18 protein-coding genes are annotated in these 22,856 nt (G+C 67.8%); 13 read left to right on the top strand and 5 right to left on the bottom strand.

Annotated elements, in window-relative coordinates; genetic code table 11:
- Nucleotides 1-22 precede the first annotated feature (22 nt).
- Nucleotides 23-676, bottom strand: coding sequence for an SDR family oxidoreductase (locus tag NNX35_RS09215; protein WP_255766117.1), 654 nt, complete (start codon nt 674-676; stop codon nt 23-25).
- Nucleotides 677-862: 186 nt separating this feature from the next.
- Here NNX35_RS09215 and NNX35_RS09210 point away from each other — a divergent pair, with 186 nt between their 5' ends.
- Nucleotides 863-2,380, top strand: a complete 1,518-nt coding sequence (locus tag NNX35_RS09210; RefSeq protein ID WP_255867573.1) for a carboxylesterase/lipase family protein — start codon at nt 863-865, stop codon at nt 2,378-2,380.
- Nucleotide 2,381: 1 nt separating this feature from the next.
- Here the strand turns inward: NNX35_RS09210 and NNX35_RS09205 are convergent, their stop codons facing one another.
- Nucleotides 2,382-3,275, bottom strand: a complete 894-nt coding sequence (locus tag NNX35_RS09205; protein WP_255867572.1) for an arginase family protein — start codon at nt 3,273-3,275, stop codon at nt 2,382-2,384.
- 86 nt (nt 3,276-3,361) lie between these two features.
- Here NNX35_RS09205 and abc-f point away from each other — a divergent pair, with 86 nt between their 5' ends.
- From abc-f to NNX35_RS09160, 9 genes are all read left to right on the top strand, one after another.
- Nucleotides 3,362-4,999 (top strand): ribosomal protection-like ABC-F family protein, encoded by a 1,638-nt coding sequence (gene abc-f, locus NNX35_RS09200; RefSeq protein WP_255766120.1) that lies wholly within the window; start codon nt 3,362-3,364, stop codon nt 4,997-4,999.
- Nucleotides 5,000-5,293: 294 nt separating this feature from the next.
- Nucleotides 5,294-5,488 (top strand): hypothetical protein, encoded by a 195-nt coding sequence (locus tag NNX35_RS09195; RefSeq protein ID WP_255867571.1) that lies wholly within the window; start codon nt 5,294-5,296, stop codon nt 5,486-5,488.
- A 175-nt stretch (nt 5,489-5,663) separates the two neighbouring features.
- Nucleotides 5,664-7,181 carry a carboxylesterase/lipase family protein gene (locus NNX35_RS09190; protein ID WP_255867570.1) on the top strand — a complete coding sequence of 506 codons (1,518 nt, stop codon included), beginning with the start codon at nt 5,664-5,666 and terminating at the stop codon, nt 7,179-7,181.
- Between the two features lie 96 nt (nt 7,182-7,277).
- Nucleotides 7,278-8,678 (top strand): dihydrolipoyl dehydrogenase, encoded by a 1,401-nt coding sequence (gene lpdA / locus NNX35_RS09185; RefSeq protein ID WP_255766122.1) that lies wholly within the window; start codon nt 7,278-7,280, stop codon nt 8,676-8,678.
- Between the two features lie 37 nt (nt 8,679-8,715).
- Nucleotides 8,716-10,353: a DUF4389 domain-containing protein gene (locus NNX35_RS09180; protein ID WP_255867569.1), complete on the top strand. Its 1,638-nt coding sequence runs from the start codon at nt 8,716-8,718 to the stop codon at nt 10,351-10,353.
- Between the two features lie 79 nt (nt 10,354-10,432).
- The gene (locus tag NNX35_RS09175; RefSeq protein WP_255867568.1) at nt 10,433-11,260 is read left to right on the top strand and encodes a hypothetical protein; all 828 of its coding nucleotides are present in this window, start codon (nt 10,433-10,435) and stop codon (nt 11,258-11,260) included.
- Between the two features lie 120 nt (nt 11,261-11,380).
- Entirely contained in the window at nt 11,381-11,830 is a 450-nt protein-coding gene (locus NNX35_RS09170) for an acyl-CoA thioesterase (RefSeq protein ID WP_255766125.1), read from the top strand.
- Nucleotides 11,831-11,899: 69 nt separating this feature from the next.
- On the top strand, nt 11,900-13,048 hold the full coding sequence (locus NNX35_RS09165) for a glycosyltransferase (RefSeq protein WP_255867567.1): 1,149 nt from the start codon (nt 11,900-11,902) through the stop codon (nt 13,046-13,048).
- A gap of 12 nt (nt 13,049-13,060) precedes the next feature.
- A complete protein-coding gene (locus NNX35_RS09160) occupies nt 13,061-14,158 on the top strand; it encodes a glycosyltransferase (RefSeq protein ID WP_255867566.1) in 1,098 nt (365 codons plus the stop codon).
- Here the strand turns inward: NNX35_RS09160 and NNX35_RS09155 are convergent.
- On the bottom strand, nt 14,142-15,047 hold the full coding sequence (locus NNX35_RS09155) for a glycosyltransferase family 2 protein (RefSeq protein ID WP_255867565.1): 906 nt from the start codon (nt 15,045-15,047) through the stop codon (nt 14,142-14,144). The genes NNX35_RS09160 and NNX35_RS09155 overlap by 17 nt on opposite strands.
- Nucleotides 15,048-15,167: 120 nt before the next feature.
- Here NNX35_RS09155 and NNX35_RS09150 point away from each other — a divergent pair, with 120 nt between their 5' ends.
- Nucleotides 15,168-16,244, top strand: coding sequence for a glycosyltransferase family 1 protein (locus tag NNX35_RS09150; RefSeq protein WP_255867564.1), 1,077 nt, complete (start codon nt 15,168-15,170; stop codon nt 16,242-16,244).
- Here the strand turns inward: NNX35_RS09150 and NNX35_RS09145 are convergent.
- Entirely contained in the window at nt 16,241-18,502 is a 2,262-nt protein-coding gene (locus NNX35_RS09145) for a glycoside hydrolase family 3 C-terminal domain-containing protein (protein WP_255867563.1), read from the bottom strand. The genes NNX35_RS09150 and NNX35_RS09145 overlap by 4 nt on opposite strands.
- A gap of 157 nt (nt 18,503-18,659) precedes the next feature.
- Between NNX35_RS09145 and NNX35_RS09140 the strand changes: the two genes are divergently transcribed.
- On the top strand, nt 18,660-20,318 hold the full coding sequence (locus NNX35_RS09140) for an AarF/ABC1/UbiB kinase family protein (RefSeq protein ID WP_255766131.1): 1,659 nt from the start codon (nt 18,660-18,662) through the stop codon (nt 20,316-20,318).
- A 101-nt stretch (nt 20,319-20,419) separates the two neighbouring features.
- Here NNX35_RS09140 and NNX35_RS09135 read toward each other — a convergent pair whose 3' ends face one another.
- Nucleotides 20,420-21,766 (bottom strand): MFS transporter, encoded by a 1,347-nt coding sequence (locus tag NNX35_RS09135; RefSeq protein WP_255867562.1) that lies wholly within the window; start codon nt 21,764-21,766, stop codon nt 20,420-20,422.
- A 201-nt stretch (nt 21,767-21,967) separates the two neighbouring features.
- On the opposite strand from NNX35_RS09135, the gene NNX35_RS09130 reads away from it, so the two are divergent.
- Nucleotides 21,968-22,840 (top strand): shikimate dehydrogenase, encoded by an 873-nt coding sequence (locus tag NNX35_RS09130; protein ID WP_255867561.1) that lies wholly within the window; start codon nt 21,968-21,970, stop codon nt 22,838-22,840.
- The last annotated feature ends 16 nt before the right edge of the window (nt 22,841-22,856 follow it).

Genomic DNA, 22,856 nt, shown 5'->3' with positions numbered 1-22,856 from the left:
GCCGTTGCTGTTGATGGACCGGCTAGGCGAGGGAATCCAGGGCCTCGGCAATCGGCGTCGGGCCGTTGTTGAACTCGATGGTCTTTCCGGCGGTTTCGGGGCGTTCGAGGACTTCGGCGGCCACGTGGGCAACGTCTTCGCGCGAAACGGACTTGCCCTCGACTCCTGCTCCCGTTTCGATCCGGCCCGTGCCGGGATCCATGGTCAGCGCGCTGGGGCCAAGGATGGTCCAGTTCAGGCCGCTGGCCCGCAGGTGCTCATCCGCGTCCGCCTTGGCCTCGGCGTAGGCAAAGAACCCGTCGTCTTCGGGGACTCCATGGTCCTTGCCGGCACCGAAGTAGGACACCATCACGTAGCGGCCGGCTCCAGCGGCTTCTGCGGCGTCCATGGAGCGGATTGCGGCGTCCCGGTCCACGGCGAAAGTGCGTTCGGGGGTGCCGCCCCCGGCCCCGGCGCTCCAGACGACGGCGTCCTGCCCGCGAAGCAGTTCGGTGATCTGTTCGGTGGAGAGGTTTTCCACGTCGGCGACGACGGCTTCCGCGCCGGTCTGTTCCACATCGGCTGCGTGGTCCGGGTTGCGGAAGAGGGAGGTGACGGTGTGACCCTTGTCGGTCAGCCGGCGGGCCAGGTGCAGGGCGACTTTTCCGTGACCTCCGATAATGGCGATGCGGGACATGCGTTACTCCTTTGGTTGGTGACGGTTCCTCCACCATAAGCATGCTGTTGAACTTGTGCAGGGTTTGCGCCCCTCCCGTCCGCCAAGGGCTTAGCAGTTCGTGCGAATAGGTTCGGCGGGGATAGCGGCGGCCTCCGCGGCGCGGATATGATCGCGCTGGGCTCGAAAAACCGCGGAAGGAACGCTGTGGCAACAACTACGGCTCAGCCGGACCTCACTGTTTCGACGTCGGACGGAATGGTGCGGGGAACACTAGTGAACGGCGTGCGGACGTGGCGGGGAATACCGTACGCGGCCCCGCCGGTCGGCGGGCTGCGGCTGCGCCTGCCGCGGCCCGTGGAGCCGTGGGAGGGCGTGCTGGACGCCGGCCGCTACGGTCCCGTAGCGCCGCAGGAACGCGGACTGCCGTCCATGGGTGCCGGCCGGAAGACTCCCATGGACGAAGACTGCCTCACCATCAACGTCACTGCACCGGTGGGCGAGGCACCGCCGCGCCCGGTCCTGGTGTATTTCCACGGCGGCGCGTTCACCATCGGGGCGGCTTCCGCGCCGGACTATGACGGCCGGAACCTCGTGGAACGCGGGGATGTGGTCTACGTCTGCATGAATTATCGGCTGGGAGCACTCGGCTTCATGGATTTCCGCCGGTATTCGACGCCGGAGCGGCCGTTCGACGTAAACGTCGGGCTGGCGGACCAGGTCGCCGCCCTGCGCTGGGTCCAGCGCAACATTGCCGCCTTCGGCGGGGATCCCGGGAACGTGACGGTCTTCGGCGAGTCTGCCGGCGCCATGTCGATTACTGCGCTGATGTGCGTTCCGTCTGCCGAGGGGCTCTTCCACCGGGCCTTCGTGCAGAGTTCGGCACCCTCTACTGCCTATGGCCCCGGCCTGCCGGAAAAGTGGGCAGCCAGCCTGATCGAGCTGCTGGGGGTCTCCGAAGAGGACGCGCCGAATGCGCTGGCCACGTTGCCCGCCCAGCGCCTGGTGAAGGCAGTCGGCACGCTCACCCGCAAGGTCACGCCGGAGTCCGAGCCCGGTGCCCGGGCCGTAGCACCGGTGGTCGACGGGGAGTTCCTGCCGCTGCATCCCATCGATGCCTTCCGCACGGGCAAGGCGCACCGGATCCCGCTCGTCATCGGCAATATGTTCCGCGAAGGCGCGCTGTTCGACCGGGTGCAGGACATCCTCCCCACCACGGAGGAACGGATTGACACGATGTTTGCCCGCACGGAACCGGAGCTCAAGGAACAGGTCCTCGCCGCCTACCCCGGCTACCCGTCCAAGCGCGCTGCCGTGGACGTAGGCGGGGATGTCGTCTTCTGGCTGCCCAGTATCCAGGTGGCGGAAGGGCACAGCGCGTACGCGCCCACGTGGTCCTACCGGTTTGACTATGCCCCGCGGATGGCGAACCTGCTGGGAATGGGTGCCACCCACGCTATGGACATCCCTGCGGTGTTCGGAAACTACGACGACGGACTGGGCCGGTTCCTGACGCTGCTCGGCGGCAAGCGCACTGCCGTTTCCGTTGGCAACCGGTTCCGCGGTGCGCTGCTGCGTTTTGCCCGCACCGGAGGTCCGGGCCTGTGGCCGGAGTACAGCGTCGAGACGCGCGCCACCAAGGTCTTCGACGGCACCGACAACGTGATCCATGATCCGCACCGGGACCGCCGGGAAGCCTGGAACGGGTACCGCGGCTACCGCTGACCTAGACCGGCAGGTCCCGCAGCAGTCCGCCCAGGCGGAGGAGTTCCAGCGGTGCGTGCTGGGCGAGCGAGAGGCCGACTATCTCCCCGGCATCGCCCAGGGCGTCGATAATCCGAAGCAGATCCGGCACCCGCATGCCCCGGGTGCCGTTGCCCGTTGCTCCGGTGAAATCCCGCCGGTCCAGCACATCCAGGTCCACGTGGATGGCCAGCTTCGTAGCTCCGGTGAGCGCCAGCCAATCCAGAATCCGGCGGGTATCCTCCGGAGTGTCGGTGATCCCGACGCTGGAGATCCCCAGCCGGCGCTTATTGGCCATGCCGGGATCCTGCCAGTCCTGCAGGCCAACGTGGAGGACGTTTGACGGCGCCACCACTGCCGGCAGCGCGGCCAGGAATTCGGCGTCGCCCTCCCCGGCGAGCGCCGACAGGGACATCGACCGGAACCCGGTATAACTGTCGCCGGGGGTCCCGGTGTCCGGGTGCGCATCCACCCACAGCACCGCCAGGTCCGGCCCGTACCTGGCGGCCAGGTAACTGAACGGAGCGACACTCACCGAACATTCCCCGCCGAAAGTGACCACTGACGCCGGATCGGCTTCCGACACCAGCCGGAGCCCTTCCCGGAGCTGGCGCAGGACCGCTTCGCGGGCATAAATGCCGTCCACCGTCTCCACTGCCTTATCCGTTGTGTCGGTGCTGACCGGCACAAAGGCGGTAGGTCCCTCATGGGCGGGGGAGAGCAACTCGAGCAGGGAAGGTCCGAGATAGTAGGAAAGCTGGGTCTGGTGCGGCTGACCCGCAGGCAGCGAACCGACGGCGCCTGCTCCGGCAGCGCCCTGCCACTGCGGAAAGATCAGCCGAAGGGCACCGGGACCGGATGGATGCATGGAGGTCATGATCGTCCTTAGGTACGGAACAGGTGCCTACCTTACCGCCGCGGACCTGAGCCGAAACAGGTGCGTGCACAAAATAGAATGGAGGCATGACTGCAACCCTCGTCGCCCGGGACCTTTCCGGCGGCCACGCCCACCGCACCCTTTTCGAGCATCTTTCCCTCACCGTCGCGCCGGGGGACGTCGTGGGCGTGGTGGGCGCCAACGGTGCCGGCAAATCGACGCTGCTGCGGTTGCTCGCCGGAGCGGCCGAACCGCAGGCCGGCACGGTCAGCACATCCCCGGCCGATGCCTTTGTTGGCTGGCTGCCGCAGGAACACGAACGGCTCGCCGGTGAAACCGTGGGCGCGTATCTGGCCCGGCGTACCGGGGCGGCGGCTTCCACCGAAGCCATGGAGGCTGCTGCCGAGGCGCTGGGATCGGAACTCCCCGGGGCGGATGACGCCTATGCGGCCGCACTGGACCGGTGGCTGGCGTCCGGCGCAGCCGACCTGGAAGACCGGGCACCCGCCGTACTGGCGGACCTGGGCCTGCAGCTCGGCCTGGACACCGGGATGGCCGGGCTTTCGGGCGGGCAGGCGGCACGCGTGGCGCTGGCCGCCCTGCTGCTGAGCCGCTTCGACATCGTCCTGCTCGACGAACCCACCAATGACCTTGACTTGGACGGCCTGGCACGTCTGGAACAGTTTGTCCGCGGACTCCGCGGCGGCGTCGTGCTGGTGTCCCATGACCGTGAATTCCTCGCCCGCTGCGTAACCACCGTGGTGGAGCTGGACCTGGCACAGAATAGCGTGGCGGTCTACGACGGCGGCTACGAGGCGTACCTGGAGGAACGCGCCGTCGCCCGCCGGCATGCCCGCGAGGCGTACGACGAGTTCGCTGACAAGAAGGCGGATCTGGTTTCCCGCGCCCGGACCACCCGGGAATGGAGCTCGCAGGGCGTGCGCAACGCCATGAAGAAGAACCCTGACAATGACAAGATCAGGCGCAAGGCCAGCACCGAGTCATCCGAAAAGCAGGCACGGAAAGTCCGCCAGATGGAGTCACGGATCGCCCGCCTGGACGAGGTGGAGGAACCACGCAAGGAGTGGCAGCTGCAGCTGCGCATCGGGTCTGCGCCCCGCTCCAGCTCGGTGGTGTCCACGTTGAACGACGCCGCACTCACCCGGGGTGGATTCACCCTCGGCCCGGTGTCGGTGCAGGTGAACGCCGGGGAGCGGATCGGTATCACCGGCCCCAACGGTGCCGGCAAGTCCACGCTGCTGCGGCTGCTGCTGGGGCGCGAGGTGCCCGATGCCGGCACGGCCTCCCTGGGCGCCTCGGTCGCGGTGGGGGAAATCGACCAGGGCCGCGGCCAGCTCCCGGGCCACCTGCCGCTGGGGGAAGCCTTTGAAGCTGCTGTCCCGGAACTCTCATCCGCGGAAGCGCGGACCCTGCTGGCCAAGTTCGGGCTCAAGGCGGATCAGGTGGCGAGCCGCGTCGACGCGTTGTCCCCGGGGGAGCGTACCCGCGCTTCGCTGGCCCTCCTGCAGGCCCGGGGCGTGAACCTGCTGGTCCTGGATGAGCCCACCAACCACTTGGACCTGCCCGCCATCGAGCAGCTCGAAGAGGCGCTGGAGAGCTACGAGGGGGCCTTGTTGCTGGTGTCCCACGACAGGCGGCTCTTGGAGAACGTCCGGCTCGACACGCGCTGGGAAGTCGCGGACGGGAAAGTCAGCGCAGCCTAGCCCCGGCTGGCCGCCGGGCACCCGGCGGATCCGGCGCCGGCCTCCGATCCGGCGGCACGGTGCCGGATGTGATACAAAGTATGCTGTGACGCATCCTTGGGAGGTGTGGAACGTAGGTCTCGGGCGATTTCACGGAAGAAGTGTCCTCATGGCTCCAAGGATGGAATACCGCAGTGCTGCCTCAGCGGCCTGCGGGAGCAACGGCATTACGGTTCAGTACAGGTGCGCAGGGATTCCGCGCACTCCATTGGCGCGCCTCGGAAGCGCCCTGTGAAGGCGTTAAGGTCGGCGGAGGTGCCCGTCCTGATCCTTGTCTGGATGTTGTGCGTCGGCACCGATTGGTCAACGGGCACAAAAATCGCCCTCAACGTCGCAGCAGTGGCTGCACTTTGCCTTCGGGAAGCCATCCTGCACCGCCGCCTGGGGGCGAGGCCCGCCCATGGACGGCGCAGCGCCGGTTCACAGCGGCAGCTCGCCACCGCAGCCTAGGCACCGGGACGGCCGGGCCCGGATGCCGGGCCCGGATGCCGGGCCCGGGGATGCCGGGTCCGGGGATGTTGGGCCGGGACGGCCGGCAACGGGTCGTGATCTGGTGGCCCAATCGACGCACGCCTATCGTAGGTAGTCGCAGGTCAGCGGTTCCCCCGGCTGAAAAGAGTCGATTGTGGCTATTGACGTTGCTTCACTGGTGGTTGAAACCGGCAGCGGGCTGGTACAGGGCATAGTCGACGACGGCGTGCGCACCTGGCGCGGCATCCCCTACGCGGCACCACCCGTGGGCGGCTTCCGGCTCAGGGCGCCGCAGCCGCCGCAGAGCTGGAGCGGTATCCGCTTCGCCGGCAGCTTTGGGCCTGTTCCACCCCAGTCCAAAGCTCCCAGCCGCACCGGAACCCGGCGCCGGGTGGCCATGGACGAGGACTGCCTCTCCCTGAATGTCTCTGCACCGTTGGAACCCGCGGACGGGCTGCTGCCGGTCCTGGTCTACCTGTACGGCGGTGCCTTCAGCTCCGGGTCCTCGGCGGAGCCGACGTACCGGGGCACAAGGCTGGTCCGGGACGGCGGCGTTGTCTACGTGTCGCTCAACTACCGCATCGGTGCGCTGGGCTTCATGGACTTCCGCGCGTACTCGACGCCGGACCGGCCGTTCGATGCCAACTTGGGCCTGCGGGACCAGGTCGCCGCTTTGGAATGGGTGCAGCAGAACATCGAAGCATTCGGCGGTGACCCCCGCAACGTCACCCTCTTCGGGGAATCCGCCGGCGGCCTCGCCGTCACCTCCCTGATGTGCGTTCCCAGTGCCCGGTCCCTGTTCCACCAGGCCTATGCGCAAAGTCCGGCACCATCGGCGGCCTATTCTCCGGAGATGCACGCCGCGTGGGCAGCTGATCTGCTGGAAATCCTCGGCGTACCGCCCTCTGGCGCCGCCGAAGCGCTGACCGGGCTGCCCGCGGCGAAACTGGTCAACGCCACCCGGAAACTGACCACTAAGATCGGTCCGGTCAAGCAGCCCGGGTCGCTGAGTGTGTCACCGGTGATAGACGGCGACTTCCTGCCCAGGCACCCCGTTGACATGTTCCTTGCCGGAGATTCGAATCCGGTTCCCCTGGTGCTGGGCACCATGGCCCGGGAGGGTGCGCTGTTCGCGAAGGTTTCCAACATCCTGCCGTCCACGCCCCAACGGATCGAGAAGATGTTTGCAGGCACCGATCCGCTGGCGCGGGACCGGGTGGTGGCTGCGTATCCCGGCTACCCGTCCCGGCAGCGTTCGGTGGATATCAGCGGCGACCTGGTGTTCTGGTATCCCAGCCAGATGGTTGCCGAGGGCCACTCGCGTGTTGCTCCCACCTGGGCATACCGCTATGACTATGCAACACCGGCAATGAACCTGCTGGGGTTCGGCGCCACCCATTCCTTCGATGTGCCGGTGATGTTCGGGGATATCGGAATCGGAACCGCCAAGGCCCTGACCCTGCTGGGCGGAGCAGGAGAGCTGAGGGCCCTGTCCAAACGGTTCCAGGGTTCGTTGCTGAGCCTGGCCCGGCATTCCCACCCCGGCAGTGACTGGCCGGCCTACGACGAAGTCCGCCGGCAAACCCGCGTGTTCGACAAGCTGGACCGGATTGAATCGGATCCGTTTCCGGAGCGGCGCCGGGCCTGGTCCGGTTACCGGGGCTACATCTGATCGTTCCCGGCACCCGTGCCCTTGGCGGCACCTCGTGAGAGCCTTAAACCGGCTGAGGAATTTCCCCGCACCCCCAGGCAAGGAGAGTTGGTTCCCATGAGCGAACATTACGACGTCGTGGTCCTCGGGGCCGGACCGGGAGGCTATGTGGCCGCCATCCGCGCGGCCCAACTGGGCTTGAAGACGGCAATCGTGGAGGAGAAATACTGGGGCGGCGTCTGCCTCAACGTCGGGTGCATTCCGTCCAAGGCACTGCTGCGCAATGCCGAACTGGCGCAGATTTTCACCAACCAGGCCAAGACGTTCGGCATGAGCGGCGACGTCACCTTTGATTACGGAGCGGCCTTTGACCGCAGCCGCCAGGTCGCCGACGGCCGGGTCAAGGGCGTCCACTTCCTGATGAAGAAGAACAAGATCACGGAGTACGACGGCCACGGCGTCTTCACCGACGACCACACCCTCGAGGTGGACCTGTCCAAAGGCGGCAGCGAGAGCATCACGTTCGACAACGCGATCATCGCCACCGGGACCTACGTACGGCTGCTGCCCGGCGTCGAACTGAGCGAAAACGTGGTCACCTACGAAGCCCAGATCCTGGACCGGGACCTGCCGAAGAAAATGGTGATCGTCGGTGCCGGGGCCATCGGGATGGAATTCGGCTATGTGCTGCGTAGCTACGGCGTGGATGTGACCATCATCGAATTCCTGGACCGGGCCCTGCCCAACGAGGATGTGGACGTCTCCAAGGAGATCACCAAGCAGTACAAGAAGCTCGGCATCCCCATCCTCACCTCCACCAAGGTGGAAACGGTGAAGGACAACGGCTCGTCCGTCACAGTCACCTATACGGACAAGAACGGCCAGCAGGGCAGCATCGAAGCCGACCGGGTGATGATGTCCATCGGCTTTGCCCCGCGCACCGAGGGCTTCGGCCTGGAAAAAACCGGGGTGGAGCTCACCGACCGCGGAGCCATCGGCATCGATGACTACATGCGCACCAATGTCCCGCACATCTACGCCATCGGCGATATCACTGCGAAGCTCCAGCTCGCCCACGTGGCGGAGGCCATGGGAGTGGTGGCAGCTGAAACCATCGGCAAGGCGGAAACCCTGCCGCTGGGCGATTACCGCATGATGCCCCGTGCCACCTTCTGCCAGCCGCAGGTAGCCAGCTTCGGGCTCACCGAACAGCAGGCCCGCGACGAGGGTCACGAGGTCATAGTCAGCACCTTCCCGTTTACCGCCAACGGCAAAGCCCACGGGCTGGGCGAACCGGTGGGCTTCGTGAAACTGGTGGCCGACGCCAAGTACGGGGAACTGCTGGGCGGGCACCTGATCGGCCCCGACGTCTCGGAGCTGCTGCCGGAACTGACCCTGGCACAGAAGTGGGACCTGACAGCGGCCGAACTCGCCCGCAATGTGCACACCCACCCGACCCTCAGTGAAGCGCTGCAGGAAGCTTTCCACGGACTGACCGGCCACATGATCAACTTCTAGCCGGGGTACCGCTTTCCAGCGAGCGAAGGGCACCGCCATGAATGCAGGCAGAATCGTACTGATCGTTATTGGTTCCCTGCTGGTCCTCGCCGGACTGACTGCCGGGGCCGGCGCTGCCGGCTTGGGAACCCTGGCCGCGGCCCAGGGCGACGACGGCTACCTATCCGTTCCCGAAGAGACCTACAGTGTCGGCTCGTACGCCCTGACCAGCGAGAACGTCGAGGTGAGTACGGGCATCCGGGCTCAGGACGATGTCGGGAGGGTGCAGGTCCGGGGAACCGACCCCGACGGTGAGCTGTTTATCGGGATTGCGTCCAGGGCCGACGTCGACCGGTACCTGGCCGGGGTTGCCCATTCGGAACTCGGAGACGTTACGTTCGATCCCTTCTCCGCGCAATACGAGGAGAGCCCGGGCGCCGCCGCACCGGCCCCGCCGGGGGAGCAGGACTTCTGGTCCGCCTCTTCCGCAGGAACCGGCACGCAGGAGCTTGTGTGGCCGCTGCAGGAGGGCGAATGGACCGTCGTCGTGATGAACGCCGACGCCTCTCCCGGGGTCACGGCGGACCTGCAGGTGGGAATCCGCTCCGACGTTCTGGGACCTCTCGCCTGGTGGCTGCTGATCGGGGCCGTCGTCCTGGTGCTCGGCGGCGCGGCGCTGATCCTCGCTGCGATCCTGGCCGGCCGGAAGCACACCGGAGCATACCCCGGTCCCAGCGGCGGGCACGGTCCCTATGGTTACGCAGCGGCGCCGGTTCCCGCTTCCGCTGAGACGCCTGCGTCCCCGCCGGCGGGGACGCAGGTTCCGGCAGGCGCCACGGCGGCAGGTGCGCCGCCGGGCACCGCGGAGGCACCGGCGTTGTCCGGCGCCCGGGCAGCGCAGCTGTCCGCTGGAGGCACCGGGGCACCGTATCCGGCCCGGCTCTACGGGGAACTGGACCCGGGGCTCTCCCGCTGGTTGTGGCTGGTGAAGTGGTTCCTGGCCATTCCGCACTTCATCCTGCTGGCCTTCCTGTGGATCGCCTTCTGGGTAGCCACCGTCATTGCGGGTTTCGCCATCCTCTTCACTGCCCGTTATCCGCGGGGGCTTTTCGAGTTCAACGTGGGGGTGCTCCGCTGGAGCTGGCGGGTGGCGTTCTATGCCACAGGCGTGCTGGGCACGGACAGGTATCCGCCCTTCAGCCTGGAGCGCACCGACTATCCGGCGGACTTCGACGTTGCCTACCCGGAACGGCTTTCGCGCGGGCTGGTCCTGGTGAAGTGGTGGCTGCTGGTTATCCCGCAGGCACTGATCGTGGGGGCGTTCACCGGGTCCGGCTACGTCATTGTGCGCCAAAACGGCCCGTTCGGCGGGTGGGACCGAAGCATGGGCGACGGCGGCTCGGCGGTGAACTGGGCAACGGACCCGGCCGGCGAAGGCCTGCGGTCGGCCGGCGGCTGGACAGTGGGCATCTCCCTGCTGACCCTGCTGGTCCTGGTCGCTGCAGTGGCCCTGTTGTTCACCGGCCGCTATCCGCGTCCGCTGTTCGAGTTCGTTATGGGCCTGCAGCGCTGGTCCTACCGCGTCCTGGCTTACACGGCGCTGATGCGCGACGAATACCCGCCGTTCCGGCTGGACCAGGGACCGGTTGACGCGCGGGACCTGCCGGCTGCCGGGGGTGCGGCACGTTTCAGCTAGCCGGCCGATCTGCCTACGGCACGGCAGCCCTTGCCGCAGCGGCACCCGCTGCGGGGTCCGGTAGGGCATACTGGGCCGCATGACGAGCTTGGAAGGGCCGCTTTCCGATCCGCAGTCCGGAGTCTGGATCGCGGAGCGGCTGGCTGAGCCCGGTACAGTTGCGGGCACCGTTCCCGGCGGGTTCGAGGCCTACGCACGGGTTTTCCACCCGATCCGGGCGCAGCTGCTGGGCTGGCAGCAGGACGGGCCGGTACGTGCCGAGTCCCGCCCCATGCGCTGGGAAGAGCTGGCGGAGGTGCGCGGCACGGTGGCCCATCCGATGATGCAGTGGTCCTCCATTCTGGCCGGCTACCGCAATCCGGTATCGAATGAACCGGGGTGGCACTATGAAGACCCGTTGGTCGGCGCGCTCCCGGCGGGCACCCTGGCCGAGGTAAGCCGCATTCTCGGTGCACACACACAAACTTCCGGCCGTTGCTTTGCCGGGCTGTGGGACGGGTACGGCTGGGTGGCCGGCAGCGGGGAGACCCTTCCCGGGTTCCCGGGCGCCGGAGACCCGGAGGGGCCGGCGCAGCCCTTCCGGGGCCACGAGTCCGTGCAGACCGCGCGCCGCCTCGAGCTGCCGCTGCGCGACTACCTGTTGTTTGCCGGCAGCCTGGCGGTCTTTGCCGAACCGGGCTGGCAGGAGCACAACGGCTGGGATCCGATCCAGAGCCCCAATCTTCTCTGGCCGGCCGACGGCGCATGGTTCCTGGCCTCCGAGATCGACTTCGACTCCACGATCGTGGGCGGGTCGGCGGACCTGATCCGGGACCTGCATCAGGCCGCAGCGCTCGAAGCCATGGAGGTTCCACCGGACGGTGACCTGACCCATCTCGGCGACCAGCTGAATGAGGTCCCCGACTGAAGCGGCGGCCGTCTGCCCGGGAGCGCCGTCACAGCAGCGTCAGACAGCTAACAGGGGTCTGTGAGCAAGGCATCCACGGATCCGGCCGATGAGCAACAGTCCTGTGGATAAGCTGAATATATGCCCCTCGAGAACATCAATTTCCACACCCGCAAGTGGGTCCGCCCCGAGGACCTGAACGCCAACGGCACCCTGTTCGGCGGCAGCCTGCTGCGCTGGATCGACGAAGAAGCTACGGTCTATGCCATCCTGCAGATGGGCAACGGCCGAGTGGTCACCAAATTCATGTCGGAGATCAACTTCGTCAGCTCGGCGGTGCAGGGCGACCTGATTGAAATGGGGCTCACGGCAACCAAGTTCGGCCGCACGTCGCTGACCATGCAGGCAGAAGTGCGGAACATGATTACCCGCCGCAGCATCCTGACGATCGACAAGATCGTGTTCGTCAACCTGGATGAAGAAGGCAAGCCCGTCCCGCACGGCTACACCACCATCAGTTACGACCGCGACCGCCTGCCTTCCCACCACATCCCGCCGGTGCCGTTCGGCGTGGAACCGTACTCCGCCTAGCGGCTCCGCCTGCCAGTACCCGCCTGCCTGCTCAGGTGCGGGCCGCGAATACAAGGCATACTTACTAATATGAGTCTTGACTTCCCCCTGCCGCAGGGGCGTGCGGCAGGCGGGAAACCATTGCGCATAGCCGTCCTGTCCCACCTGCACCACCCGATCTCCAGCCCGTTCCAGGGCGGGCTCGAAATGCACACCTCGCTGATGGCAGACGAACTCGCGTCCCGCGGCCACGACGTTACGCTCTTCGCCAAGGCCGGCTCCGTGTCCGGCGGCCGGGTGGTGGAGGTCCTCCCGGAAACCTTCGAATTCCGGCGCGGGCTGGCTCCCGCACAAATGCAGCGGCAGCAGCAGTCCCTCGACGCCGCGCTGGGCTCCGCCGTTGCCGCGGTCCGGGCAGGCGCTTTCGACGTCGTCGTGAACAACTCCCTGAGCCTGCTCCCGTACCTGGAGCTGGCGGATGTGCCCATGCTGACCATCCTCCACACCCCGCCGCTGCCGTGGATCGTGGACGCCGTGGAGGACGGTCGCGCGCCGCTCTCACCGCTGCACCGCTTCGTCAGTGTTTCGGCCCGCAATGCCACCGGCTGGTCCGCGCACCTGCCGGACCTGCACGTCATCCACAACGGCATCCGGCTGGCGGACTGGCCCGCAGGCACCGGACACCGTACCGGAACCGTCGTCTGGGCCGGACGGGTCACGCCCGAAAAGGGCCTGCACATAGCGATTGACGCGGCCAGGATGGCAGGGATGGAACTGCACTTCGCCGGGCCGATCAGCGATGCGAAGTATTTCGAACGCACCGTCGCACCGCACCTGGGCCGCGGGGTGCAGCACGTCGGCCACCTCGACCACCGGGAGCTGGCCGCCTTCCTTGGGTCCGGAGAGGTCTTCATTGCCTCGCCTGTCTGGTCCGAGCCCTTCGGATTGACCGCGCTGGAGGCAATGGCCTGCGGTACGCCGGTGGCTGCCCTGCCTCTGGGCGCCATGCCGGAAATCATCGACGCCGACGGCGGCCGGCTCGCGGAAGGCCTCGGTGCCGATGCCCTGGCCGCAGCCGTCACGGACGCCCGCGGTCTCGACCGTGAGCGGGTACGGAAATCCGCGGCCCGCTTCAGCGCCTCAGCCATGGTGGATTCCTACGAGGAGCAGATGCGTTCCCTGCCCCAACCGGACGGCCTGCCCGACTCCGGCCATCCCGACGCCGTCCTCGTGCCTTAACAGGAGCAGCACTTGCCTTCTTCCCGCATGCCACGCGTGGCCTACTACGCGCACCACCACGGCACCGGACACCTGCGTCACGCCGCCAACATTGCCCGGCTGGCTGCCGTGGAGCTGCTTGTCACCGGCACCACCCCGGCCGGGGGACTTCCGCGCCTGCCCGGGGGAGCGCGGTTCGCGCCGCTCCCGCCCGACGTCGGACCCGACGGACCCTTCGCGCCCGGGCCGGGGAGCTTCCTGCACTATGCGCCGGCAGGTCCGGCGCTGCAGTCCCGCTTCAGCCAGCTGCACCGGCTCTGGGAAGAGTTCGCCCCGGACGTGGTGGTCGTGGATGTGTCCGTGGAGGTCGCCGCCTTTGCCAGGCTCGCGGGCTATCCGGTTATCCACCGCCGGATGCACGGGGAACGGACCGACACGGCACACCTGCTGGCCTACGACTCCGTTCACCGGCTCATCGCCTACTTCCCGGAAGCCATCGAAGATCCGGCGCATCTGCAGGCTTACGGCTCCAAGAGCACTTATCTGGGCATGCTCGCTCCGGACACCGCACCCGGGCCCATCCCCGTGCGGCCCCGGACCGTCGCGGTGCAGACCTCCCTGGGCGGCAGCGGCGTATCACTTGAGGACGTCCTTGCCGCGGCCCGGCAGACACCGGGGTGGCAGTGGGACGTTATGGGACATACCGCCGGCGCCCCGGGGCAGGTTCCCGCGAATGTGTCGCTGCTGGGCGTAGTGGCGGATCCGGGGCCCCGGCTGGCCGCCGCGGATGTGGTGGTCACCTCTGCCGGCCACAATGCGGTGGCCGCCGCGGCCGCCGCACGCCGTCCGGCGCTGCTGATTCCCGAACCCCGGCCGTTCCGGGAACAGGCCGTTTTTGCCTCTTCGCTCGCGTCGGCTGGCGCAGCCGCCGCGCCAAGCTTCGCCTCAGTGGCGGACTGGCGGGGCCTGCTGGAAGAACTGCGCGGGACCGATCCGCAGCTGCTGGCCAGGACCCTGCTGGTTTCTCCCGCCCACTTCCGGGAACGGTTCCTGGCCGCCGTCGAGTCGGCCGTCTCCGGGAGCGAGGGGGAACCCGTTCCCGCCGGCAGGGACGTCAGTACGGCGCATTGACGCGGGCGGCGGCGAGCTCGGCGGGACCCGGACGGCGCAGCAGCCGCAGGTCCCCGCCGTCGCGCTCCCAGGATACGTAGCCGTCCCGGGCAAAGGCGTCGAGCCAGCCGGTCATCGGCCAGCTGCCCCATTTGCCCCGGAACGCCTTGGCGTTAATGACAATGGATTCCAGGTGCTGCAGCGGCGGCCGGTGAACGCCGTGGTGCTGGTGGAACATGGTTGCCCCGGAAAATGCCAGCGGGACCGCCTTCCGCTGCGCGGTGAAGGCGAAGTCCGTGTCCTCGCCGCCGTACCCGGCAAAGGACTCGTCAAAGCCGCCGATCCGTTCGAATGTCCCGCGGTGCACGGCAAACCCCAGGGACCAGAACAGGGCGTATTCCTGCGAGGCACGTGCCGGTTCTCCCGGCGCCGGTGCCAGGGCAGCACGTGCGTGGTGCGGTACGGAGTCCCGGTACAGCACCTGATCGTCGCCGTCGGATACCCACCCCGGCACGTCCGCATCTGCCGTGAGGTAGCGGGGGGCGGCCATCACCAGGCCGCGGGTGCGGTCCAGGTCCGACAGCAGGTGCCCGAACATGCCAGTTGCGGGAATGCAGTCCACGTCGAGGAAGACCAGTGTTTCGGACCGCGCCGCTGCAGCAGCGGCGTTCCTGCCCGCCCCCAGCGGCAGCGGTTCGCCGGCGCCCGACGCCGCATGGACCACCCGCAGCGGCACGTCGCTCGGCGGGGGAACAGCCTCAGGCTGGTTCAGGTAGCAGACCACGATCTCTGCCGGCCGGCGGGTGGAGCGGCTGATCCCGCGGACGGCGTTGGCCAGGTGGGCATCTCGTCCGGAGCTGATGATGAGCACCGAAAACGCCTGCTCCGGGGCGGTCTGCTGCGGCTGCATTCTTTCCTTCCGCCGGGGGCGCCCTCCGCGGGCGCCGCAAAATACTAAGTATACTGAACACGGATTGTTTACAGCGGCGGAAGAGGATGCGTGGGCAGGCCGGAAGGATCGAACATCAGGGTGGCGTCAGTGCCGCACAGCCAGGTCTATATCCGGCATACCGGCGCCGTCCCGGGGGAGCGGAACCCGGTGGTACGCCTGCCGGACCCGGACCCCCGCAATCCCGGCCAGTCCACGGAGGCGACGTGGTGGCCGCCGGTCATGCTGGACGCCGGCTGGATCCGGGAGAACGCGGACAGCTTCGACCTGATGCACATCCACTTCGGCTTCGACGCCATTTCGCCCCGGGACCTGCAGGCGGTTACCGACGAGCTGAAGGCCCAGGGGAAACCGCTGGTCTACACGGTCCACGATCTGCGCAATCCGCACCACCTCACTCCGGAGGCGCATGACGCGCAGCTGGATGTGCTGATTGCCGCAGCCGATGAACTCATCACGCTGACGCCCGGGGCCGCCGCCGTCGTCGAGCGCCGGTGGGGCCGCCGCCCGCACGTGCTGCCGCATCCGCACGTGGTGGATCTGGCGGAGCTTGAGCGGCGCCAGACCCTGCGGCTGGCAGCCGGTCCGCGGGAGGAGTTCCGCGTCGGTGTGCACCTGAAGAGCCTGCGCCCGAACATGATGGAGGGGGCGGTCCTTCCGGACCTGCTCGACGCCGTGGAACAGCTTCCCGGTGCCGTGCTGCAGGTGAACGGGCATCCGGACATCCTCACTCCCGGAGGGGACAAGTACCGGCCGGAACTGCACCGCTGGCTGGCGGAGGCCGCCGCGGCCGGACGGCTCGAGCTGCAGGTCCGGGACTACTTCGACGAACCGCAGCTCTGGGACTACCTGTCGAGCCTGGATGTGTCCGTGCTGCCGTACCGGTTCGGCACCCATTCCGGCTGGCTCGAAGCGTGCACCGATCTGGGCACGGCCGTGCTGGCGCCGTCCTGCGGCTTCTACGCCCAGCAGCGTGCCGGCGTCACGGAATTCGTGCATAACGAGGACGGCCTCGATGCCCAGTCCCTGGCCAGCGCGCTCAAGCAGGTGCACGCTGCCCGGAGCTGGCCGGGAATGAGCCGCGGGGAACGGACCGCTGAGCGCCGGCAGGTAGCCGCAGCGCATGAGGAAATCTACCGGTCCCTGCTCGGCGCCTAGCCGGATGCGCCTCCCGCAGGGCCGGCGCCGCGCAGTGCCTGTTCCAGTGCGGCCAGCCGGTCCCGCGTTAGGGGGGTGCCGGGAAACCGGGCCAGCCGGCGCAGCGGCATACTGCCCATGAGCGCCAGCGCGTCGGCCATGCCCGGGTCCCCGCCGCCCAGCAGCTGCCGGCCCAGCGGATGCGCCAGCCATTGTGCGATAGTCGAATCCAGTGTCAGCGGCGCCGCCGTGCCGCCGTCGGTGCCGGGCAGGTCGATGGTTCCGCTGAGCCGGATGTCCCGGGAGGAGGACCCGACGTCGATGCGGTAGGTTCCGCCGTCGGTGATCCACCGGTGCGACGCCGGGTCGAACCTCGCCAGCTCCCGCAGCGGTACCGTCAGCGCAACCGGAGCCGAGGCGCCGGGTTCGAGGAAGACCTTGCGGAAGGCCCGGAGCTCGCGCGGCGGCCGTACCGCGGGTCCCGCCGGAGCGCCGGAGTACACCTGCAGGACTTCGGCTCCGGCCCGGCTGCCGATATTCGTGAGCGTTGCCCCGACGGCCAAGGCAGGCCCCGTATCCGTGTCCACAAGGCGGAGGTCCAGGCCGGTGTAGTCGAAAGCGGTGTAGGACAGGCCGTGCCCGAAGGCGAACGCCGGTTCGATCCCACGCGCGTCATACCAGCGGTAGCCCACCAGCACCCCTTCGCCGTAGCGGACCGTGCCTGCCTCGCCGGGATAGTTCCCAAACGCCGGAGTGTCTTCGATCCGCCGGGGGAAGGTTTCCGCCAGCTTTCCGGACGGGTTCACATCTCCCAGCAGGACATCCGCCAGCGCCTCGCCTCCGGCCTGGCCGGGCAGCCACGCCTCCAGCACGGCCGGTACCTGCTCCACCCACCCGGTCTCCACGGCGCCGCCGTTGAACAGGACCACCACTGTCCAGGGGTTGGCGGAGGTCACCGCCCGCAGCAGCGCCAACTGGTTTTCCGGCAGGGCCAGGTCCGGCCGGTCGAATCCCTCCGACTCCTTGTCCTCGGGCAGGCCAAGGAAGAACAGCACTGCGTCCGCAGCGGCGGCAGCGGCTTCAGCCTCGGCCACCAGCTCCGGGTCGGGCGTTCCGTCCAGCCGGTAGCCGGCGGCAAAGACGGCCGCAGCGGTCCGCTCGGACAGGACCTCCAGCGGAACGCTGACCCGCGTGGGGGTCACCTGCGAGGAGCCGGCGCCCTGGTACCGCGGGGTGCGGGCCAGCTCGCCCACCACGGCCAGTCGGAGACCGGGGGAGAGCGGCAGGATCCCGCCCTCGTTCTTCAAGAGCACCATGGAGGCCGCAGCGGCCTCGCGTGCCAGCCGGTGGTGTTCGTCAGGGTCCGCGCTGCTGTGCGACGGCGAGGCGGTGCGATCCGCCAGCTGCAGGAGCCTCGCCGCGGATGAATCCACCATCTCCTGGTTGACGGTGCCGGCTTCCAGTCCGGCCTGCAGCTCCGCCGGCCCCAATCCGCCGCTGGCGGGCATTTCCAGGTCCAGTCCGGCGTCGAGCGCCGCCGCCCGGTCGGTGACCGCACCCCAGTCGGACATCACCAGGCCGTCGAATCCCCACTCGTCACGCAGGACCGTCTGCAGCAGCCAGGCATTCTCCGCGGCGTGGATGCCGTTGACCTTGTTGTAGGCAGCCATCAGGGTCCACGGGTGTGCGGTCCGAACCACCGTTTCGAAGGCCCGGAGGTAAATCTCGTGCAGGGTGCGTTCGTCCACCGACGCGTCAATCCGCATCCGGTCCGCTTCCTGGTTGTTCGCCGCGAAATGCTTGGGGCAGGCAGCCACCCCCTCGGACTGGAGGGCGCGGATCCAGGCGGCACCCAGCGCGCCGGCGAGCAGCGGGTCTTCGGAAAAGTACTCGAAGTTGCGCCCGCACAGGGGAGTGCGCTTGATGTTCAGTCCCGGCCCCAGCACGACGTCGACATGCGCAGCTGCCGCTTCCTTCGCCGTCGCCGTGCCGAGCCGGGCCAGCAGGTCCGGGTCCCAGGAACACGCGGTGAGGCATTCCGCAGGGAAGCAGGTGGCAGGCAGCGCGTCACCGATTCCGGGTTCCGACTCGCTGCGTGGACGCCGGATACCGTGTGGCCCGTCGGAGAGCACCAGGGGCCGGAGCCCCGCCGCCGGGGCAGCGACGGTGGTCCAGAAAGACGCTCCGGACAGCAGGGCGGGTCTTTCATCCGGCGGGAGGGAAGACACCCGCTCCCGCAGCGAAGCGGCGGACGGCTGGTCAGGTGAGGACATCGGCATGTGCCGGAGTCTAGGTGCCCTCCGCAGCCGGGAGAAGAGCACCGGGCGACAGAAGAGGTGCAGGCACGAAGGACCTGTCGGCGGAACCTGCCCTGCGGCTAGTGTTTCGTTAGCGAACAGCAGCGGAGAACCGAGCCTTCGCGGACGGAGCAGACCAATGATCAGCCAGCTGGACCGTTATCGGCAGATCGCCGAGATCCTCTCCCGCAACGGCCTTGGCTTCCTGGTGTCCGCCCTTGGCCTGGAGGGCAGGCTGCCGTTCCGCCGCCAGCACGCGGCCGAGGCGGGAGGCAAACCCCGCACCCGTCCGGAGTACCTGCGTACGGCCCTCGAGGAGCTCGGTGCCACGTACGTGAAGATGGGCCAGTTGCTCTCCACCCGTCCCGACCTGCTGCCCCCGGACTACCAGAGTGAACTGGCGAAGCTGCAGGATGACGCCGAAGCGGTCCCGTGGCCGCAGATCAAGGACGAGCTGCACCAGGAACTGGGCGGAGACCCGTTGGAGGTCTTCCGGTCCTTCGACACCACGGTCATGGCAAGCGCCTCGATCGGGCAGGTCTATGCCGCCGTCCTGAAGGACGGCACGGAGGTGGTGGTCAAGGTACGCCGGCCCGGGATCGCTGCCCAGGTGGAACAGGACCTGGAAATCCTGCAGAACCTGGCCAACGCGGCCAGCAAACGCTGGGAAGCCGCCCGCGACTACGACCTCACCGGACTGATGGACGAGTTCGCGTCCACGCTTCGCTCGGAGCTGGACTATCTCCAGGAAGGCCGCAACGCGGACCGGTTCCGGGCCAACTTCGAAGACGACGCTGCGATAACCATTCCCTACGTTTATTGGGACCACAGCACCTCCCGTGTCCTGACAATGGACCGGATCCGCGGAATGAAGGTCACGGACGTTGCCGCTCTCGACGCCGCCGGGATCGACCGTCCGGCGCTGGCGGTGGCTGCCTCACGCGTCGAAATGAAGATGGTCTTCGATGACGGGTTTTTCCATGCCGACCCGCACCCGGGAAACCTCTTCGTGGAGCCCGGCGGCCGGGTGGGACTGATCGACTTCGGCATGGTGGGCGAGGTGGACGAGAAGCTGCGCAGCCAGCTGTCTGCCCTGTTCATCGGCATTGTGCGCAAGGATCCGGAGCGGATCACCAATGCGCTGGTCCGGATCAATGCTTCCGGGATGCGGGTGAACCGCGTGAAGCTCAGGATGGACCTTGGTCCGCTGATCCGCCTGTATTCCGGCAAGGACCTGGCGTCGGCACCGGTGGGAACCATCATTACCACCGGGCTGGGCATCCTGCGCACGCACCACATCCAGCTGCCGCGGGAAATGGCGCTGCTGCTGAGGATGCTGATCATGACCGAAGGCATGGGCGAGGTGCTGGATCCCCAGTTCCGGCTCGGCCCCACCCTGGGCCCCTATGCGCGCAGGATGGCACTGCAGCAGCTGAACCCGGTGAACTATGCCCGCAGGCTCGGCCGTGCCGGAACGGAGGTCCTGGAGCTGGGTGCCGAACTGCCGGACCAGGCCCGCCGGCTGCTCAGCACCCTGGAGATCGAGGGGGTGGAGGTCCACCTCCGCGGCGAGGAACTGCTTCCGCTGGTAATGCGGCTGGAGCGCGTGGGAAACCGGCTGGTGGCGGCAATCTTCGCGTCGGCGTTTATTCGTGGAGTGGGGGAGCTGACGCTGGGTGATTCGTCCCGCTGGAAATCGTGGCAGGCACCGCTGATGAGTGCCGGGCTCGCGTCTACGGGGGCGTTGGGCGGATACATCGCCTGGACTTCGCGCCGGGCGCGGCTGCGCGGTATGTGACACTGCGGCAGATGGCACCGCTGCAGACGGCACAGGGCCGGGGCGGGAAAAGTTCCCGCCCCGGCCCTGTTGGCTTGTGCTTGTACTGGTGCTTGCCGTCCCTATGCCGTGGCCGGGCGCACCGGCGCGGCGGCCTTGGCCAGGTTCAGGCCCAGTTCCGCCGTCGGGGTGTGCGCGGTCTCCTTGGCGGTGAGGGCGGAAATGGCGGCGATGGCGCAGATAGTGCCGGTGAATACGCTGGTCACCAGCCATCCGCCGGGCTCCAGTCCGCCGATGGCAGCAACGATGGACGGTGCAAAACCGGCCATCAGGAAGCCGAGCTGCGTGCCGATGGCGAGGCCCGAGAATCGGACCTTGGCGCTGAACATCTCTCCGTAGAACGACGGCCAGACAGCGTTCGCCGCCGCGTAGCCGAAGGAGAAGACCGCCACGGAGAGGGCGAACTGCAGCAGGGTGTTACCGGACTCCATGGACAGCAGGTAGAACGGCATGATCACCGCGCTGGACAGTGCGCCGTAGATGAAGACCGGACGGCGGCCGATCCGGTCGGCCAGCCGGCCGAACAGCGGCTGCGTGAACAGTGCGAAGACGTTGCCGGCCACCACGAGCCAGAGCGTAATGTTCGCGTCCACGTTGCCTACCTCGGTGCCGTACTTGATGGCCAGTGTCCCGTAGACGGTGGAAACCGCTGCAATAAAGGCGCAGCAGATGACCCGCAGTACGTCGCGCCAGTGGTCCTTCAGCAGGACGCCTACCGGCAGCTTCGCGATCTCGTTGCGTTCCTTGGCCTCCGTGAAGGTGGGGGTTTCATGCAGCGAGCGGCGGATGAAGTAGGTGACGACGACAACCACGGCGCTCAGCCAGAACGGAATGCGCCAGCCGATGCCGTATTTGATGTCGTCCGGCAGGGCAACCACGGGGATGAACACCAGTGCGGCAAGGATCTGCCCGCCCTGGGTACCTGTCAGTGTCCAGGACGTGAAGAACGAGCGGCGGTTGTCCGGCGCGTGTTCCAGGGTCATGGAACTGGCACCGGCCTGCTCGCCTGCGGCGGAAAGTCCCTGCATCAGGCGGCAGAAGACCAGCAGGACCGGAGCCCACCAGCCGATCGTATTGAAGTCCGGCAGGCAGCCGATCAGGAAGGTGCTTCCGCCCATCAGCAGGAGGGTGAACATCAGGACCTTCTGGCGGCCCACCCGGTCACCGAAATGCCCGAGAATGACGGCGCCGACCGGACGGGCAATATAGGCGAAGCCGAAGGTGGCGAGCGACATGACGCTGGCCTGGGTGTCGGCGTCCGGGAAGAACACGCGCGGGAAAATGAGCGCGGCAGCGGAACCGAAGATGAAGAAGTCGTAGTACTCGACGGCACTGCCCATAAAGCTGGCAGTGGCGGCCTTGCGCGGGGTCTTGCCCGTTGCTGGTCCAGCGGGGGCGGATGCGTCCATTGCATCTCTCCTGACGTGGGCTGTGGTGGGGGGGGGTACGGAACTCCGGGGCGGTGTGCGCTATACGCACTTGTGTGCATTGTCCGTACGCTTGAAGTAATGTAGCCCACAGCTAAGGGTCCGGCAAGCAGCGGCGCATATGTGTCCTGCGTGTTCGAAAGGCACTGCCGCCCGCACGTAGGCACCGGAAGGAACAGCGCCATGAGCGGCACCGAGGAATCATTCATTGTCGGGTTGATCGGGGAAGGCATCACCGCCTCCCTTACCCCGCCCATGCATGAAAGGGAGGCCGATCACCAGGGGCTCCGGTACATTTACCGGCCGATTGACCTCACTCAGCTGGGCCGCCCGGGCACCGATGTCGGAGCGCTGCTTCGCGCAGGCCGGGACCTGGGTTTCAATGCCTTCAACGTGACGCATCCCTGCAAGCAGCTGGTCCTGGCCGAACTTGATGTCGTGTCGGACGACGCCGAGCGGCTCGGCGCAGTAAACACGGTCCTGATCCGGGACGGCCGGTTCATCGGGCACAACACCGATTTCTCCGGCTTCGGCGGGGCGCTGGCCGGCGGACTTCCGGATGCCGCGCTGGACTCGGTGGTCCAGCTGGGCGTGGGTGGTGCCGGCGCCGCCGTGGCCTACGCCCTCCTCAAAGCCGGAACCGGCGAGCTGACCCTGCTGGACCTGGACCCCGATCGTGCCGCAGAACGCGCAGCCGCGCTGTCCGGGCTTTTCCCGGACCAGCGGATCAGCGCCGGCACGCCCGCTGACCTCCCCGCCGTCCTGCCCGGTGCCGACGGCCTGGTCCATGCCACTCCGGTGGGGATGCATTCCCATCCAGGCCTTGCCGTGGACCTGGACCTGCTCAACTCCTCCCAGTGGGTGGCCGACGTCGTCTACCGTCCGGTGGAAACGGAACTGATCCGCGGCGCCCAGGCGCGGGGCTGCCGGGTGCTGGACGGCGGCCGGATGGCCGTGGGCCAGGCCGTGGATGCCTTTGAACTGATTACCGGCATCCGGCCCGACGCGGCACGGATGCTCGCCCACTTCCACGAACTGATTAGCCAGGGCCGCTGAGGGCCGGGACCGGAGC

The organism is Arthrobacter sp. zg-Y844 (assembly GCF_024385465.1).
In the GTDB taxonomy this organism is placed as follows: domain Bacteria; phylum Actinomycetota; class Actinomycetes; order Actinomycetales; family Micrococcaceae; genus Arthrobacter_B.
Note: the sequence above shows the minus strand (reverse complement) of the source record. Positions and strands in the feature narration are given on the sequence as shown.